Annotated in this window: 11 protein-coding genes; 5 read left to right on the plus strand and 6 right to left on the minus strand. The window is 59.6% G+C overall.

The window, feature by feature from the left end; all coding sequences use genetic code 11:
• Nucleotides 1–6 precede the first annotated feature (6 nt).
• Together RA29_RS09305 and infB are read left to right on the plus strand one after the other, a co-directional pair.
• On the plus strand, nt 7–657 hold the full coding sequence (locus tag RA29_RS09305) for an RNA-binding protein (RefSeq protein ID WP_039685173.1): 651 nt from the start codon (nt 7–9) through the stop codon (nt 655–657).
• Between the two features lie 9 nt (nt 658–666).
• Nucleotides 667–3138: a translation initiation factor IF-2 gene (infB, locus tag RA29_RS09310; protein ID WP_039685175.1), complete on the plus strand. Its 2472-nt coding sequence runs from the start codon at nt 667–669 to the stop codon at nt 3136–3138.
• Between the two features lie 323 nt (nt 3139–3461).
• On the opposite strand, the gene RA29_RS09315 is transcribed toward infB, so the two are convergent.
• Genes RA29_RS09315 through RA29_RS09325 form a run of 3 tightly spaced genes read right to left on the minus strand, consistent with a single transcriptional unit; the run spans nt 3462 to nt 5926 of the window.
• On the minus strand, nt 3462–3860 hold the full coding sequence (locus tag RA29_RS09315) for a (deoxy)nucleoside triphosphate pyrophosphohydrolase (protein WP_039685177.1): 399 nt from the start codon (nt 3858–3860) through the stop codon (nt 3462–3464).
• Nucleotides 3857–5083: a bifunctional glutamate N-acetyltransferase/amino-acid acetyltransferase ArgJ gene (gene argJ, locus RA29_RS09320; RefSeq protein WP_039685179.1), complete on the minus strand. Its 1227-nt coding sequence runs from the start codon at nt 5081–5083 to the stop codon at nt 3857–3859. The genes RA29_RS09315 and argJ overlap by 4 nt, the downstream gene beginning before the upstream one ends.
• 3 nt (nt 5084–5086) lie before the next feature.
• A complete protein-coding gene (locus RA29_RS09325; protein ID WP_039685181.1) occupies nt 5087–5926 on the minus strand; it encodes a peptidylprolyl isomerase in 840 nt (279 codons plus the stop codon).
• A gap of 178 nt (nt 5927–6104) precedes the next feature.
• Between RA29_RS09325 and secA the strand changes: the two genes are divergently transcribed.
• The 3 genes from secA to RA29_RS09340 all read left to right on the plus strand — a co-directional run bounded on the left by secA (nt 6105) and on the right by RA29_RS09340 (nt 11486).
• Entirely contained in the window at nt 6105–8804 is a 2700-nt protein-coding gene (gene secA, locus RA29_RS09330) for a preprotein translocase subunit SecA (RefSeq protein ID WP_039685183.1), read from the plus strand.
• Between the two features lie 107 nt (nt 8805–8911).
• Nucleotides 8912–9910, plus strand: a complete 999-nt coding sequence (locus RA29_RS09335; RefSeq protein ID WP_039685185.1) for a hypothetical protein — start codon at nt 8912–8914, stop codon at nt 9908–9910.
• 22 nt (nt 9911–9932) lie between these two features.
• Nucleotides 9933–11486: a phosphate ABC transporter substrate-binding/OmpA family protein gene (locus tag RA29_RS09340; RefSeq protein WP_039685186.1), complete on the plus strand. Its 1554-nt coding sequence runs from the start codon at nt 9933–9935 to the stop codon at nt 11484–11486.
• On the opposite strand, the gene radC is transcribed toward RA29_RS09340, so the two are convergent.
• The 3 genes from radC to dnaK form a co-directional block, all read right to left on the minus strand.
• Entirely contained in the window at nt 11483–12232 is a 750-nt protein-coding gene (radC, locus tag RA29_RS09345; RefSeq protein ID WP_152612978.1) for a DNA repair protein RadC, read from the minus strand. The genes RA29_RS09340 and radC overlap by 4 nt on opposite strands.
• Before the next feature lie 242 nt (nt 12233–12474).
• Entirely contained in the window at nt 12475–13635 is a 1161-nt protein-coding gene (dnaJ, locus tag RA29_RS09350) for a molecular chaperone DnaJ (RefSeq protein WP_039685188.1), read from the minus strand.
• Between the two features lie 79 nt (nt 13636–13714).
• Nucleotides 13715–15625: a molecular chaperone DnaK gene (gene dnaK, locus RA29_RS09355; protein WP_039685189.1), complete on the minus strand. Its 1911-nt coding sequence runs from the start codon at nt 15623–15625 to the stop codon at nt 13715–13717.
• Nucleotides 15626–15704: the final 79 nt, after the last annotated feature.

The following is a 15704-nucleotide window of genomic DNA, read 5'->3' on the forward strand; positions in this document are numbered from 1 at the left end:
GGCCTGATGGGTCGCGGTGGCGTCTCAAAGGATCGGTCGGATGGACCGGAGCGCAAGTGCATTGCCACGGGCGAGGTGCAACCCAAGCATGGGTTGATCCGCTTTGTCGTGGGACCCGATGCGCAGATCGTGCCGGACATCGCGGGCAAGCTGCCCGGTCGTGGCATCTATGTTGCGGCGGATCGGGCAGCCTTGGACAAGGCGGTGCAGAAAAAGCTGTTTGCACGGGGTGCCAAGCAACCCGTGCAGGTGCCGGATGATCTGGTGGCTGAGGTTGAGCGGCAATTGGCGCGGCGGGTCATTGACCTGATCGCGCTGTCCCGCAAGGGCGGTCGGGCCGTCGCGGGCTATGAAAAGGTCAAGAACATGCTCCAGATGGAAGAGGCGCAGGTTCTGATCCAGGCGGTCGACGGGTCTGGTCGTGGCAAGTCCAAGTTGAGTACGCCGCATTTCGGCACGTATATCGGCTGGCTGACGGCAGATGAGTTGGGTTTGGCTTTTGGCCGTCAAACTGTGATACATGGGGCGCTCGCCTCTGGTGGACTCACGCAACGTGTTGTAGAGGAAGCCAACCGCTTACGCGGATTCCGCGAAAGTGCAGTGGCTGGCGCCACCGGGCGCGAAAATGACGGCGGCAAGGGCCGCCGGGAAGGATAGACGAGCTTTATGAGCGATACTGACGGGAAAAAGACACTGGGTCTGCGCAGCGGCGCGCGTCCGGGCAATGTGAAACAGAGTTTCAGCCACGGCCGGACCAAGAATGTCGTCGTCGAAACCAAGCGCAAGCGCGTTGTGGTGCCGAAGCCCGGTGCCGCGAAGCCTGCTGGTGCCGGTGGTGCTGCCGGGGGTGACCCCAGCCGTCGCCCGGCGGGCATTTCAGATGCCGAGATGGAGCGCCGCCTGAAGGCTGTTCAAGCGGCCAAGGCGCGTGAAGTCGAAGAAGCCGCCAAGCGCGAGGCCGAAGAAAAGGCCCGCGAAGCCGAACGCGAGCGTCGCCGTGCCGAAGCCGAAGCCAAGGAAAAGGCCGAGCGCGAACGCGAAGAGGCTTTGAAGGCTAAGGAAGAAGAAGAGAAGCGCAAGGCCGCCGAAGCGGCTGCGGCTGCTCAAGCTGCGGCTGCCGCACCTGCCGAAAAAGCGCAACCGGCGCAACGTCAGGCGCAGCCTGCCGCGACCCCGCGCAAGAACGAGCGTGACCGCGATCAGCGGCCCAACAACCGCGGTCGCGACGATGGCGGTCGCCGTTCGGGCAAGCTGACGCTGAACCAGGCGCTGTCCGGTGGCGAAGGTGGACGTCAGCGGTCGATGGCGGCCATGAAGCGCAAACAGGAACGTGCCCGGCAAAAAGCCATGGGCGGTTCGGTCGAGCGTGAAAAGGTTGTACGCGACGTGCAGGTGCCCGAGGCCATCGTCGTGAGCGAGCTTGCCAACCGCATGACCGAAAAGGTCGGCGATGTGGTCAAGGCGCTGATGAACAACGGCATGATGGTCACGCAGAACCAGACCATCGACGCCGACACCGCCGAACTGATCGTCGAGGAGTTCGGCCACCGCGTGCAGCGTGTGTCCGACGCCGATGTCGAGGACGTGATTAAAGAGGTTGAGGACAAGGCAGAAGACCTGCTGGGTCGTCCGCCGGTCATCACCATCATGGGTCACGTCGACCACGGTAAAACATCGCTGCTTGATGCGATTCGTGATGCGAAGGTTGTGGCCGGCGAAGCTGGCGGGATCACGCAGCACATTGGTGCCTACCAGGTCAAAACCGATGATGGCGTGACGCTGTCATTCCTCGATACACCTGGCCACGCGGCGTTTACGTCGATGCGGTCGCGCGGTGCGCAGGTGACGGACATCGTGGTGCTGGTTGTTGCGGCAGATGACGCCGTGATGCCGCAGACGATCGAGGCCATCAACCATGCCAAGGCAGCTGAGGTTCCGATGATCGTTGCGATCAACAAATGCGACAAGCCGGAGGCGAACCCGGACAAGGTGCGCACCGACCTGCTGCAGCACGAAGTGATCGTCGAGAAGATGTCCGGTGAAGTGCAGGACGTCGAAGTGTCTGCCATCACGGGTAAGGGTCTGGATGAACTGCTGGAAGCCATTGCGCTTCAGGCCGAAATTCTGGAACTGAAAGCGAACCCCGACCGCGCGGCCCAAGGTGCTGTGATCGAGGCGCAGCTGGATGTGGGCCGCGGGCCCGTTGCGACCGTTCTGGTTCAGACCGGCACGCTGCGCCAAGGCGATATCTTTGTTGTGGGTGAGCAGTACGGTAAGGTCCGGGCGCTCATCAACGACAAGGGCGAGCGCGTGAAAGAGGCGGGACCGTCTGTTCCGGTTGAGGTGCTTGGCCTGAACGGTACGCCCGAGGCGGGTGACGTTCTGAACGTGACCGAGACCGAAGCGCAAGCGCGCGAGATCGCGGAATATCGCGAGAAAGCGGCCAAGGATAAACGTGCCGCAGCCGGTGCGGCGACAACCCTCGAACAGCTTATGGCCAACGCTAAGGCGGACGAGAACGTCAGCGAACTGCCCATTCTGGTCAAAGCGGACGTGCAGGGTTCTGCCGAGGCTATCGTTCAGGCGATGGAAAAGATCGGCAACGACGAAGTCCGTGTGCGTGTGCTGCACTCCGGTGTGGGCGCGATCACTGAAACCGATGTCGGTCTCGCTGAAGCGAGCCAGGCGCCGATCATGGGCTTCAACGTCCGTGCGAATGCCTCGGCCCGGAACACGGCGAACCAGAAAGGCGTGGAGATTCGGTATTACTCGGTCATCTACGACCTTGTGGATGATGTGAAAGCGGCTGCGTCTGGCCTGCTGAGTGCTGAGATTCGCGAGAACTTCATCGGCTACGCCGAGATCAAGGAAGTCTTCAAAGTTACTGGCGTTGGCAAGGTTGCCGGGTGTCTGGTGACCGAAGGTGTTGCCCGCCGTTCGGCAGGTGTGCGGCTGCTGCGTGATAACGTGGTGATCCACGAAGGCACCCTGAAAACCCTCAAACGATTCAAGGATGAAGTGGCAGAAGTTCAGTCGGGTCAGGAATGCGGTATGGCGTTTGAAAACTACGACGATATTCGCCCGGCCGACGTCATCGAGATTTTCGAGCGGGAAGAAGTCACCCGGACGCTGGACTGATAGGTACCTGCAAGAACGAGAAAAGGGGACGGTATGAAACCGTCCCCTTTTCTATTCAGATCGTCGCGTTATGCAGCTTGCGAAACGGGCATTCCGGAATATTGGGCTCCGTCAACCCGAACAGTCATCCGTCCATCTGGAAGGGTCTTGACGTAAACCCCTTGGATCAAAACGGCGCTGCCCAAAGCAATAGTGCGTAGCATGACTTTCCTCCCCAAAAAGAAAGTTGTGCACTCAACTATAAGTAATTCGGTTAACGAGTCATCAACAATGTCACAAAAATGTCGTTTTTTTTGTCGTTTTGAGAAAGTTGTTACCCAACGTTACAACCAATCCCGAAGAATTGGGATCAAAGGAATGTCCGCTTCCGGCATTGGATAGTTTTTTAGGTCATTCGGTTTGACCCATTTTAGCGCCTGATTTTCGCGAGATTGGGGTGTGCCTTCCCACTTTCTACATGCAAAAAGCGGCATCAAAAGGTGGAAGTCCGCATAGCTGTGGCTGGCAAATGTAAGTGGTGCCAGGCACGACGCCCAGGTGTCTATGCCAAGTTCTTCGTCCAATTCACGAATCAGCGCTGCTTCGGGGCTTTCGCCCGCCTCGACCTTGCCCCCGGGAAACTCCCAAAGGCCGGCCATCGACTTGCCTTCGGGTCGCTGGGCCAGCAATACTCTGCCGTCAACGTCAATCAGCGCGACCGCTGATACCAGCACAACCTTCATGATCGATAATCCGCGTTGATGTCGATGTATCCGTGGGTCAAATCGCAGGTCCAGACCGTGGCCGATCCTTCGCCCATACCGCAATCCACGCGGATGCGAATGTTGTCCTGCTTCATATGTGCGGCGGCGTCCTCTTCGCGATAGGTCGGGCTGACCCAACCGTTTTCTGCCACGAGTATATCGCCGAACCAGATGGACAGTGTATCGCGGTCTGCCGGAGCGCCTGACTTACCAACGGCCATCACAACGCGGCCCCAATTGGGATCCTCGCCTGCGATAGCGGTTTTGACCAAGGGCGAATTTGCGATCGACAGACCATGGGTCTTGGCCGCCGACGCATCTGTGCAGCCTGTGACATCAATCGTGATGAACTTCGTAGCACCCTCTCCATCGCGCACCACTTGATGCGAGAGGTCGAGCATGACGGCTTGCAAAGCCTCTTCGAACTCTGCGTTGCCGGTGACGTCAACGCCGCTCCACCCTGTCGCGGCAACGATCAGGCTGTCCGACGTCGAGGTATCGCTATCCACTGTGATGCAGTTGAACGTCGTATCTGCTGCGGCGCCCACCATGTCCTGCAATGCGCTCTGCGACACCTGTGCATCGGTAAAGATGTAAACCAACATCGTCGCCATGTCGGGGGCAATCATGCCGCTGCCTTTCGCGATACCTGCAATCTTCACGGGCTTTCCGTTGGCGTTGATCGTGCGCGTGGCACCCTTGGGATAGGTGTCTGTGGTCATGATGGCAGACGCCGCAACTGCAATGGCGTCCGCGGATTGCAGCGTAACCAGATTGGACAGATGTGCTGTGATCCGCTCGTGCGGCAGCGGTTCGCCGATGACGCCGGTTGATGCGGTGAATATCCGTTCTGCGGGCAATCCGGTGGCTTGCGCTGTCGCATCGACAACAGCGGCCACTGCATCCACCCCGTTGCGTCCGGTGAATGCGTTGGCATTGCCTGCATTCACCAGAATGGCAGCGCCTGCGTCCTGTCGCCCGCCCAGTTTGGCCTGGCAATCCAGAACCGGTGCCGCGCGGGTCGAAGATTTGGTGAAAACGCCAGCGACGCTTGTGCCGGGGGCACAGATAGCCAGCATGACGTCCAGCCGTCCGGAATACCGGACGCCAGCCTCGACCGCGGCAAAGGTGATGCCGTCAATCTGTGGCAGCTTGGGAAACGTCTCGGGCGCCAGCGGCGAGCGAGGCAGCGCACCAGCCATCCCTTATTCCACCAGTCCCAGATCGGACAGGATCTCGGGATCAAGGTCAGCAGCGCCCGATTGGTCGATCTGAGCGTTTGCTGTCAGGGATGCGACGTATTCTTCGACCGCTGCATCGCGTACTTCCGCAAGCAACTCTTCGCGGACGTCATCCAGTTTGGGCGCATCGGGCACCCGCGTTTCGTTCAAAATGATGACGTGCCAGCCGAACTGCGTTTGCACCGGGTCGGAAACCTCGCCCACTTCCAGGGAGATCACGGCAGCTTCGAAACTCGGCACCATCGCACCTGCGCCAAACCAGCCAAGCTGTCCGCCATTGGGCCCGGACGGACCGGTCGATTTTTCCCGCGCGGTGGCGGCAAAGTCTGCTCCGCCGTCAAGCTCCGCCTTAATGGCTTTGGCTTCTTCCTCTGTCTCCACCAGAATGTGCGAGGCGTTGTACTCTTCCTGAGGGGTCACGCCTTCGTACTTTGCTTCATAGGCGGCCTGAATTGCTTCGTCCGTCAGCTTTTCCTGAAACAGCGTTTCCAGCTCTTCGCCCGCGGTGAGTGACCGCGTCTCGTTCTCGATCTGCAGCAAAGTCCGTTTGGGCAGGTCGCCGTCGAAAGACTGCGCCAAAAGCGTCTGGTTGATCAGTTGCTCAAGGATACCGCTGAACAGAACATCGTTCGGCAATTGTTGGAACTGCTGGGGCAGCGATGCGCGCGCCACGATCATGTGACCGACCGTGATGTCGGTCCCGTTTACCGTGGCAACAACCGTGTCTGCATCCTGCGCTGTTGCCGGGGTGGCCAGGGCTGCAATCAAACCCAGCGCGGGCAGCGAGAAGAAACGTTTATTCATGTAACAGTCCTTGGGGCTCTTGCGCCCCACCCGGGGCGCGCATTGACACGGTTTCACGTGACCCTTACATCGCCCTATGGACGCGGCCGGGGCCGATTTTCGCCCACCGTTATTATGGGCTTGGCACGCGCCCGGCAAGCAGTTGCTGTATAGACACTAACGATCGGCTGGAGAACGTATGCTCGGTTTCGGTACCCTCACGAAGAAGGTGTTTGGCACCCCCAATGATCGCAAGATCAAGAGCACGCGCCCGCTGGTTGAAAAGATCAACGCGCTAGAGCCGGAATTCGAGGCGCTGAGCGATGAGGGTCTGAAGGACAGGACACAGGCCCTTGCCGAACGCGCCATGGGTGGTGAAAGCCTGGACGACCTGCTGCCCGAAGCCTTCGCCAACTGCCGCGAGGCGGCGAAGCGTACGCTGGGCCTGCGCGCCTATGACACGCAACTTCTGGGCGCGATCTTTCTGCACCAGGGCAATATCGCCGAGCAGAAGACCGGTGAGGGCAAGACCCTGACCGCAACCTTTGCCACGTATCTGAATGCGCTGACGGGCAAGGGCGTGCATGTGGTCACGGTCAACGACTATCTGGTTCAGCGCGATGCAGAATGGATGGGTAAAGTGTTTTCGGCCCTTGGGCTGACAACGGGTGTTGCCATCGCTGGCATGGATGAAGAGGCCAAGCGCGCTGCCTATGCCTGCGACGTAACCTACGCCACCAACAACGAGCTGGGCTTCGATTATCTGCGCGACAACATGAAGCCGTCCATCGAAGAGATGGTGCAGCGCGGCCACAACTTCGCAATTGTGGATGAGGTCGACAGTATCCTGATCGATGAGGCGCGCACGCCGCTGGTCATCTCCGGCCCGCTGCAGGACCGGTCCGAGATGTACGTGACCATCGACGGCATCATCCCGTTGATCGAGGATGATCACTATACCCTCGACGAAAAGCAGAAGAACGTGACCTTCACTGACGAAGGCAACGAGTTCGTCGAAGAGCAGTTGCGCGTCCGTGGCCTGATTGAAGAGGGGGCGTCGCTTTACGATCCGGAAAGCACCACAATCGTTCACCACGTGAACCAGGGTCTGCGCGCGCACAAGCTGTTTCAGAAGGACAAGGACTATATCGTCCGCGACAGTCAGGTTGTCCTGATCGACGAATTTACCGGTCGGATGATGACGGGCCGCCGCCTGTCCGATGGTTTGCACCAGGCGATCGAAGCCAAAGAAGGCGTGCAGATCCAGCCCGAGAACCAGACGCTCGCGTCTGTGACCTTCCAGAACTACTTCCGGCTTTACGAAAAGCTTGCAGGCATGACCGGCACTGCTGCGACCGAAGCGGAAGAGTTCCAGACAATCTACGGCCTTGGTGTGGTCGAAGTGCCAACCCACAAGCCCATCGCACGACTGGACGAAGACGATCAGGTCTATCGCACCGGGCAGGAAAAATACAAAGCCATGATCGGTGAGATCAAGGCGGCGCATGAAAAGGGGCAACCGATTCTGGTCGGCACCACATCCATCGACAAGTCCGAAATGTTCTCGGAAGCGCTCAAGTCCGAAGGGATTGCGCACAACGTCCTGAACGCGCGCCAGCACGAGCAGGAGGCGCAGATCATCGCGGATGCGGGCAAATTCGGCGCCGTAACCATCGCAACCAACATGGCCGGGCGGGGCACGGACATTCAGCTTGGCGGCAATGTCGAGATGAAGGTACTGGAAGCCATCACCGCCGATCCCGAGGCTGATCCGGAAGATACGCGCAAGCGCATCGAAGCCGAACACGAGGACGAAAAGCGGAAGGTGCTTACCGCTGGTGGCCTCTTCGTTCTTGCGTCCGAACGGCACGAAAGCCGCCGGATCGACAACCAATTGCGCGGCCGGTCTGGTCGTCAGGGTGATCCGGGGCGCACGTCCTTCTATTTGAGCCTGGAAGATGACTTGATGCGCATCTTCGGCTCTGACCGGTTGGACAAGGTGCTGAAGACGCTTGGCCTGGAAGAAGGCGAAGCCATCGTGCACCCTTGGGTGAACAAGTCTCTTGAACGGGCGCAGGCCAAGGTCGAGGGGCGTAACTTCGACATCCGCAAGCAGCTTCTGAAGTTTGACGACGTGATGAACGATCAGCGCCGCGTGATCTTTTCGCAGCGCCGTGAGATCATGGAAGCCAAGGACTTGTCGGAAATCACCTCTGACATGCGGGACGAGGTCATTGACGACCTGATTGATCAATACATGCCCCCCAACAGCTATGCTGATCAGTGGGACACCGAAGCACTCTATGCAGCGGTCATTGAAAACCTTGGCATCGATGTACCTGTCATGGAATGGTGCGAAGAAGAGGGCGTTGACGATGAACAGGTCCGCGAGCGCCTGATCGAAGCCAGCGACAAGATGCTTGCCGAAAAGGCCGAAGCCTTTGGCGAAGAGAACATGCGCAGCATCGAAAAGCAGCTGATCCTGCAGGCGATTGATGGCAAGTGGCGCGAGCATCTGCTGACACTTGAACACCTGCGGTCTGTGGTCGGGTTCCGCGGCTATGCCCAACGCGATCCGCTGAACGAATACAAGAACGAGGCGTTCCAGCTGTTCGAAGGGATGCTTGAAAGCCTCCGCAGCGAGGTCACCAACAAACTGTCCCGTATCCGTCCGCTCACTGACGAGGAACGCGAACAGATGATGGCCCAGATGGCGGCCCAACAACAGCAGGTGGCTGATGTCTCCACACCGAACGCGCCACCGGCACCGACGGAAGAGGCCGTTGCCAACGGGTTCGATGAAAATGACCGAAGTACGTGGGGCAATCCGGGTCGGAATGACCTCTGCCCATGCGGTTCCGGCAAGAAGTTCAAGCATTGCCACGGCGCGTTTGTCTGATCTGCGCGCCGTATTCCTGCCGTAAAGACTCCCCACCGCCGTCATAAGACAGCCCGCTTCGTCGATCATCCTGACCATGAACCAATCCGTGGGAAGGGAATGGGACGATGCGATACCTCAAAGAGATCGCAACCGGCGTGGCGACGCTGGCAATTGCGGTCGGCATTGGCTTTGTTATGCAAAGTGGCGAAGCCGCCAAAGAACGATATGGAGCGGCTGCGCGTAACGCACCCGCGCCAGTGGATGAGACATTCACGGGTACGTCTGGCACCGACATCTTGCTGGAAGTGCAGGAGATTGAGCTGACGTCCGCTTCGGACCCGGCCGCTGTGCCGGTTCCACAGACCGATTCAAACGTGCAGCGCGTTTCAGTTCCGGCCACGACCGATAGACCGGAAGAGAGCGACTTCCTGCCGCGTGCCGCGGGATGTGAGATGCGCGCCGAAGCCCAGGTTGGCCCGGCTGCGATGGTTTTGCTGTCCCTCGCGGCACCCTGTGCGGCCAACGAACGGCTGACCGTGCATCACAACGGGATGATGTTCACTGAAACCACCGACGCTAGTGGCAATCTGAACCTGACCGTTCCAGCGCTGTCAGAGCAGGCGGTTTTCATCATGGCGTTTTCCAACGGTGACGGCGCGGTAGCGCAGGCCAACGTGCCTGATGTGGCGCAGTACGACCGGACGACCCTGCAATGGCGTGGACAAGCAGGTTTTGAACTGCATGCCCGCGAATTCGGTGCGTCCTATGGTCAGAACGGTCATGTCTGGTCTGGTACGTCTCAGAACATCGAAGGAATGATGACGGGCGAGAACGGTTACCTCATGCGTCTTGGCGATACGCAATTGGATGAGCCCCTGATGGCGGAGATTTACACCTACCCATCTGGCACATCCGCGAAATCGGGCACTATTGATCTGAGTGTCGAGGCCGAGGTCACGCTCAACAACTGTGGTATGGAGGTTGAGGCGCAGTCGCTTGAAATAATGGCGGATGGCGCGATGAAAACCCAGGATCTGACCCTCGCCGTTCCCGGTTGTGATGCCGTAGGCAGTTTTCTGGTGTTGAACAATTTGGTCGCAGACCTGAAAGTCGCAAGCAACTGACCGCAGCGACAACAGGCTTGATATGGCTTTGATACGTGCGGCGATTTTCGCCGCACTTTCTCTTTGGGGGATCGCTTGCTTTGCGCAGGACGTGACACTGACTTCGCCGGATGGACAGGTGGAGTTGAGCGGCACGCTTCTGGGCTTTGACGGTGAGTTCTATCGCATCGAAACCATCTATGGCGAGCTGACCGTGGATGGGTCCGGTGTGCTGTGCGAAGGACCGGCCTGCCCAAACCTGCAGGACTTCGTCGCTGAGATCAGCGTATCCGGATCCTCCACGATGGGGGCGGTTCTGATGCCCGCATTGATCGAAGGCTTCGCGCTGCGCAACAACTACACGGCCTCACGTGAGGTCGTTGACGCGCGCAATTTCACATACACCCTATTGGATACGGATAGCGGCAAACCCGTCGCGCGTTTCTACTTTCACGTCTCGACCACGGACGAAGGGTTTGCTGACCTGCTGGCCAACGACGCTGATATCGTCATGGCTTTGCGCGAAATTCGTCCCGATGAACGCCAGCGTGCCCGTGATGCCGGGATGGGCGACATGACGGAGGCCAACCGCAGCCGCGTTCTGGCGCTGGATGCGATGGTGCCGATTGTTTCGCCGTCGAACCCGGTAGACAGGATTTCGCCGCAAGACCTCGCCTCTGTCTTTGCAGGGCGCATCACCAACTGGACCGACCTTGGTGGAGCAGATGCACCGATTGCCCTACATCTGCCGGGCGCGCGAACGGGCCTTGGGCAGTCGGTGGAAGATGATGTCATGGGGCCAGCCCGGTCCACATTCGCCGAAGGGATCGAACGTCACGACCGCGGGCTGGACGTGGTGAACGCGGTGCTACGCGATCCTTTTGCCATTGGGATTGCAAGTTATGCCGATACGGGCGATGCCCGCGCGCTTACCCTGACAGGAGCCTGCGGTTTTTCGTTGTCGGCGGCGCGCGGTACGATCAAGACCGAGGACTATCCCCTCACGGCACCGATGTTTCTGTACCTTCCTGCGCGTCGGTTGCCCAAGATCGGGCGCGAATTTCTGGCTTTTACCCGCGGTCCGTCGGCGCAAGTTGTGATCCGGCGTGCAGGCTTTGTGGATCAGGCGCCAGAGGAGGTTTCGATCAATGATCAGGGTTACCGCTTTGCAAATGCAGTGACTTCTGCTGGTCCGGAGGTGTCGCTGGAGGAGTTGCAACGCATGACCCGGACGCTGTACGGCATGGCGCGTCTAACGACGTCGTTCCGGTTTGAGGCAGGGTCGGTGAGGCTCGATGCGCAATCGCGATCGAATGTGCAGCAATTGGCCCGCGCGCTTGAGCAGGGAAAGTATGATGCGCGGCAGATTTTGCTGGTGGGATTCAGCGACGGTGACGGGCCCGCAGCCGCCAATCGCGACATTGCAATGCGCCGGGCAGAGGCGGTGCGGAGGGCGGTTGAAACGGCTGCTCAGACCGCGAATTTCGAGCGATTTCAAATGGATGTGGATGCGTTTGGGGAGGCGCTGCCGATGGCCTGTGATGACAGCGCGTGGGGGCGGCAGGCCAATCGGCGGGTCGAGGTTTGGGTGCGCTAGAGGTACCCCTCGGACTTGAAGCTCAGCTCGCGGCTTTTGCCGACGATCAGGTGGTCGTGGACAGTGATGCCCAAGGCGGAACAAGCCATTTCCATCTTGGCTGTCATGTCGATGTCAGACTGGCTCGGGGTTGGATCGCCCGAGGGGTGATTGTGCACCAGGATCAGGGCGGAGGCGTTGAGTTCGAGTGCGCGTTTCGCCACCTCGCGTGGGTATACCGGCACGTGATCGACAGTGCCCTTGGCCTGCTCCTCGTCCGCGATCAGGACGTTTTTTCGATCAAGATACAGAACTCGAAACTGCTCGGTCTCGCGGTGAGCCATGGTGGTGTGACAGTAGTCGATCAGGGCGTCCCAACTTGAAATAGCGTTCTTTTTCAAAACTTTGGCGCGTGCCATTCGATGGGCCGCTGCTTCAACGATCTTCAACTCGCAGATCACGGCGTGGCCCACACCTTTGAAGGATTGCAACCGGTCCACGGGTGCCGTGATCACACGGTTGAAGTCGCCAAATTCCGCCATCAGGGCATGCGCCAGCGGCTTGACGTCCTGGCGTGGGATGGCCCGGAACAAGACGAGTTCAAGCATTTCGTAGTCGGGCAAGGCCGCCGCGCCGCCTGCCATGAAGCGGGTGCGCAGACGCTTGCGGTGATCGGCCATGTAGGATGGAGTGCGGCCCTTTGGCAGCGCAACCGGATCGGCTTCGTCCAGATCGAAAGGGAGCGGCTGTTCAGAGAAATGGGACATGCCCAAACGTGCGGCGAAGTTGGTTAGCGGGAAGTTAATTTTGCGGCCAAAACAGGGTGTCACCCCCCGTGCAGCATGCGTACACCCCCTGTGCACCCCCCATGCACCCCCACCGCGCGGTGAGATGCGGGGTCGCGCAACGCATCGCTGCGTTCAAACGGTGATTCGAACGCATGTTCCTGGCTGTTGTGTTGGTTAGGGTTGGAGCAGTGTAAGGCGGATCTTGATCCGCCTTACTGATGCTAGCCTTTCATCGAATCCCAGAAGGATTTGACGCTGGAAAAGAAGCTGGAGGATTCGGGGTTGTTCTCTTCCGAGAGGTCCTCGAATTCACGCAGTAGTTCCTTTTGGCGGGCTGTCAGGTTGACCGGTGTTTCGACCGCGAGTTCGATGAACATGTCCCCGGTTGCACCGCCGCGCAGGGCTGGCATGCCCTTGCTGCGCAAGCGCATCTGGCGACCCGATTGCGAGCCCGCCGGGATTTGAACACGGCCACGGCCACCGTCGATGGTGGGCACCTCGATGCTGCCACCGAGTGCGGCTGTCCCCATGCTGACCGGGACGCGGCAGAACAGGTTCGTGCCGTCGCGTTCGAACAGCTTGTGATCGGCCACGTCGATAAAGATGTAGAGATCGCCGGACGGTCCGCCGCGCATCCCTGCCTCGCCCTCGCCAGCCAGGCGGATGCGGGTACCGGTTTCGACACCGGCGGGGATGTTCACGGACAGGGCGCGGTCCTTCTCGACCCGGCCTGCGCCGCCGCAGGCGCGGCAGGGGTCCTTGATGATCTGACCGAGACCCGAACATGTAGGACAGGTGCGTTCCACGGTAAAGAAACCCTGCTGCGCACGCACCTTGCCCATGCCCGAACATGTGGGGCAGGTCGTTGGTTCGGACCCATCTTCGGCACCCGTGCCGGTACAGGCGTCACATTGGACAGAGGTCGGGACGTTGATGGTTTTCTGCATTCCTGCAAATGCGTCTTCGAGCGAGACGCGCAGGTTGTAGCGCAGGTCGGACCCGCGTGATGCGCGTTGGCGCCCGCCGCCGCCACCGCGTTGGCCGCCCATGAAGTCACCGAAAAGATCGTCGAATACGTCTGAGAACGCCGAGCCGAAGTCGCCCTGACCGCCGCCAAAGCCGCCGCCGGGGCGTCCGCCGCCACCGCCCATGCCGCCCTCGAATGCGGCGTGGCCGAATCGGTCATAGGCCGCTTTCTTATCGGCGTCCTTGAGGACTTCGTAGGCTTCGTTGGCTTCCTTGAACTGCGCTTCGGCGTTGGGGTTGTCCGCGTTGCGGTCGGGGTGCAGTTCCTTGGCCTTGCGGCGGTAGCCTTTCTTGATCTCGTCGGCCGAGGCGCCTTTCGAGACGCCAAGCACCTCGTAATAGTCACGTTTTGCCATGGATCATGTCCTTTGCTGGAACGTCTGAGGCCGGCCTAATAGGGGCCGGCCTCGTGATTGGTTCCTCTGAGGCCCAAAATCAGGCGCGTTTGTTATCGTCGAGATCTTCGAACTCTGCGTCGACGATGTCGTCATCGTCTGCGCGGGGCTCATCCGCAGCCTGCGGCTCGTCTTCGCCGTCTTCCTGCGCGGCTTTATAGATCGCTTCACCCAGTTTCATGGCCGCTTCAGTCACGTTCTGGATACCCGACTTGATCTTGTCGGCGTTTTCGCTTTCCAGCTCGTCCTTGAGCGCGGCGATGGCCAGTTCGATCGCTTCGACCGTGGTCGGGTCGACCTTGTCCGAATGCTCTTCCAGCGACTTTTCGGTCGAGTGGATGAGGCTTTCGGCCTGGTTGGTCGCTTCGACCAGCTCCTTGCGGGCCTTGTCGGCTTCGGCGTTTTCTTCGGCGTCTTTGACCATTTGTTCGATGTCTTCGTCCGAGAGGCCACCGGAGGCTTGGATCGTGATCTTCTGTTCCTTGCCCGTGCCCTTGTCCATCGCGCCGACCGACACGATGCCGTTGGCGTCGATGTCGAAGGTCACTTCGATCTGGGGCATGCCGCGTGGGGCGGGCGGGATGTTTTCAAGGTTGAAGGCACCCAGCAGCTTGTTGTCGGACGCCATTTCACGCTCACCCTGGAAGACCCGGATGGTCACGGCGTTCTGGTTGTCTTCGGCTGTCGAGAAAATCTGCGATTTCTTCGTCGGGATCGTGGTGTTGCGGTCGATCAGGCGGGTGAACACGCCACCCAGCGTCTCGATGCCCAGCGACAGCGGGGTCACGTCGAGCAGGACAACGTCTTTCACGTCACCTTGCAGAACACCGGCCTGGATGGCCGCACCCATGGCGACCACTTCGTCGGGGTTCACACCCTTGTGGGGTTCTTTGCCGAAGAACTTGGTCACTTCCTCGATCACTTTGGGCATGCGGGTCATACCGCCGACCAGAACCACTTCGTCGATGTCCGAGGCGGACAGCCCGGCATCCTTGAGCGCGGCCTGGCAGGGTTTCATCGAGGATTTGATCAGGTCACCGACCAGCTGTTCCAGCTTGGCGCGGGTCAGTTTCATGACCATGTGCAGCGGCTGGCCGTTCGACCCCATCGAGATGAACGGCTGGTTGATTTCGGTCTGGTTGGCCGAGGAAAGCTCGATCTTGGCCTTTTCGGCGGCTTCCTTCAGGCGTTGCAGCGCCATCTTGTCCGCGGTCAGGTCAACAGAGTGTTCTTTTTTGAACTCGTCGGCGAGGTAGTTGACGATGCGCATGTCGAAGTCTTCACCACCGAGGAACGTGTCACCGTTGGTGGATTTCACTTCGAAGAGGCCCTCGTCGATTTCGAGGATGGTCACGTCGAATGTACCGCCACCAAGGTCATAAACTGCGATGGTTTGCGAGTTCTCTTTGTCCAGGCCGTAGGCCAATGCGGCGGCTGTCGGTTCGTTGATGATCCGCAGCACTTCGAGGCCCGCGATCTTGCCGGCATCTTTGGTGGCCTGGCGCTGGGCGTCGTTGAAATAGGCGGGGACGGTGATGACCGCTTGGGTCACCTCTTCGCCGAGATACGATTCGGCGGTCTCTTTCATCTTGCCCAGGATGAAGGCGGAAATCTGGCTGGGCGAGTATTTCTCACCACGCGCTTCGACCCATGCGTCGCCATTGCCGCCGTCGATCACGTTGAAGGGCAGGTTTTTCTTGTCCTTGGCCAGATCCGCGTCGTCGTTGCGTCGGCCAATCAGGCGCTTGACGCCGAAGATGGTGTTGTCGGGGTTCGTGACCGCTTGCCGTTTGGCGGGTTGGCCGACGAGACGTTCGTTTTCGGTGAAAGCGACGATGGACGGGGTTGTCCGCGCGCCTTCCGCGTTTTCGATCACGCGGGGCTGACTGCCATCCATGATGGCGATGCAGCTGTTGGTGGTTCCAAGGTCAATACCAATGACTTTAGCCATGTTTTTCGATCCCTCATATCAGTTCAAGGCGATGACACGAGGCGGCGACCCGTTTCGGCATCGACGCCCCGCATAGGTT

Source organism: Tateyamaria sp. ANG-S1 (assembly GCF_000814025.1).
In the GTDB taxonomy this organism is placed as follows: domain Bacteria; phylum Pseudomonadota; class Alphaproteobacteria; order Rhodobacterales; family Rhodobacteraceae; genus Tateyamaria.

Bases quoted from the DNA above. Each gene is read 5' to 3' on its own strand.
- RA29_RS09305 (WP_039685173.1), top strand. From the start codon at position 7: ATGGGTCGCGGTGGCGTCTCAAAGGATCGGTCGGATGGACCGGAGCGC.
- infB (WP_039685175.1), top strand. From the start codon at position 667: ATGAGCGATACTGACGGGAAAAAGACACTGGGTCTGCGCAGCGGCGCG.
- RA29_RS09315 (WP_039685177.1), bottom strand. From the start codon at position 3,860: ATGAAGGTTGTGCTGGTATCAGCGGTCGCGCTGATTGACGTTGACGGC.
- argJ (WP_039685179.1), bottom strand. From the start codon at position 5,083: ATGGCTGGTGCGCTGCCTCGCTCGCCGCTGGCGCCCGAGACGTTTCCC.
- RA29_RS09325 (WP_039685181.1), bottom strand. From the start codon at position 5,926: ATGAATAAACGTTTCTTCTCGCTGCCCGCGCTGGGTTTGATTGCAGCC.
- secA (WP_039685183.1), top strand. From the start codon at position 6,105: ATGCTCGGTTTCGGTACCCTCACGAAGAAGGTGTTTGGCACCCCCAAT.
- RA29_RS09335 (WP_039685185.1), top strand. From the start codon at position 8,912: ATGCGATACCTCAAAGAGATCGCAACCGGCGTGGCGACGCTGGCAATT.
- RA29_RS09340 (WP_039685186.1), top strand. From the start codon at position 9,933: ATGGCTTTGATACGTGCGGCGATTTTCGCCGCACTTTCTCTTTGGGGG.
- radC (WP_152612978.1), bottom strand. From the start codon at position 12,232: ATGTCCCATTTCTCTGAACAGCCGCTCCCTTTCGATCTGGACGAAGCC.
- dnaJ (WP_039685188.1), bottom strand. From the start codon at position 13,635: ATGGCAAAACGTGACTATTACGAGGTGCTTGGCGTCTCGAAAGGCGCC.
- dnaK (WP_039685189.1), bottom strand. From the start codon at position 15,625: ATGGCTAAAGTCATTGGTATTGACCTTGGAACCACCAACAGCTGCATC.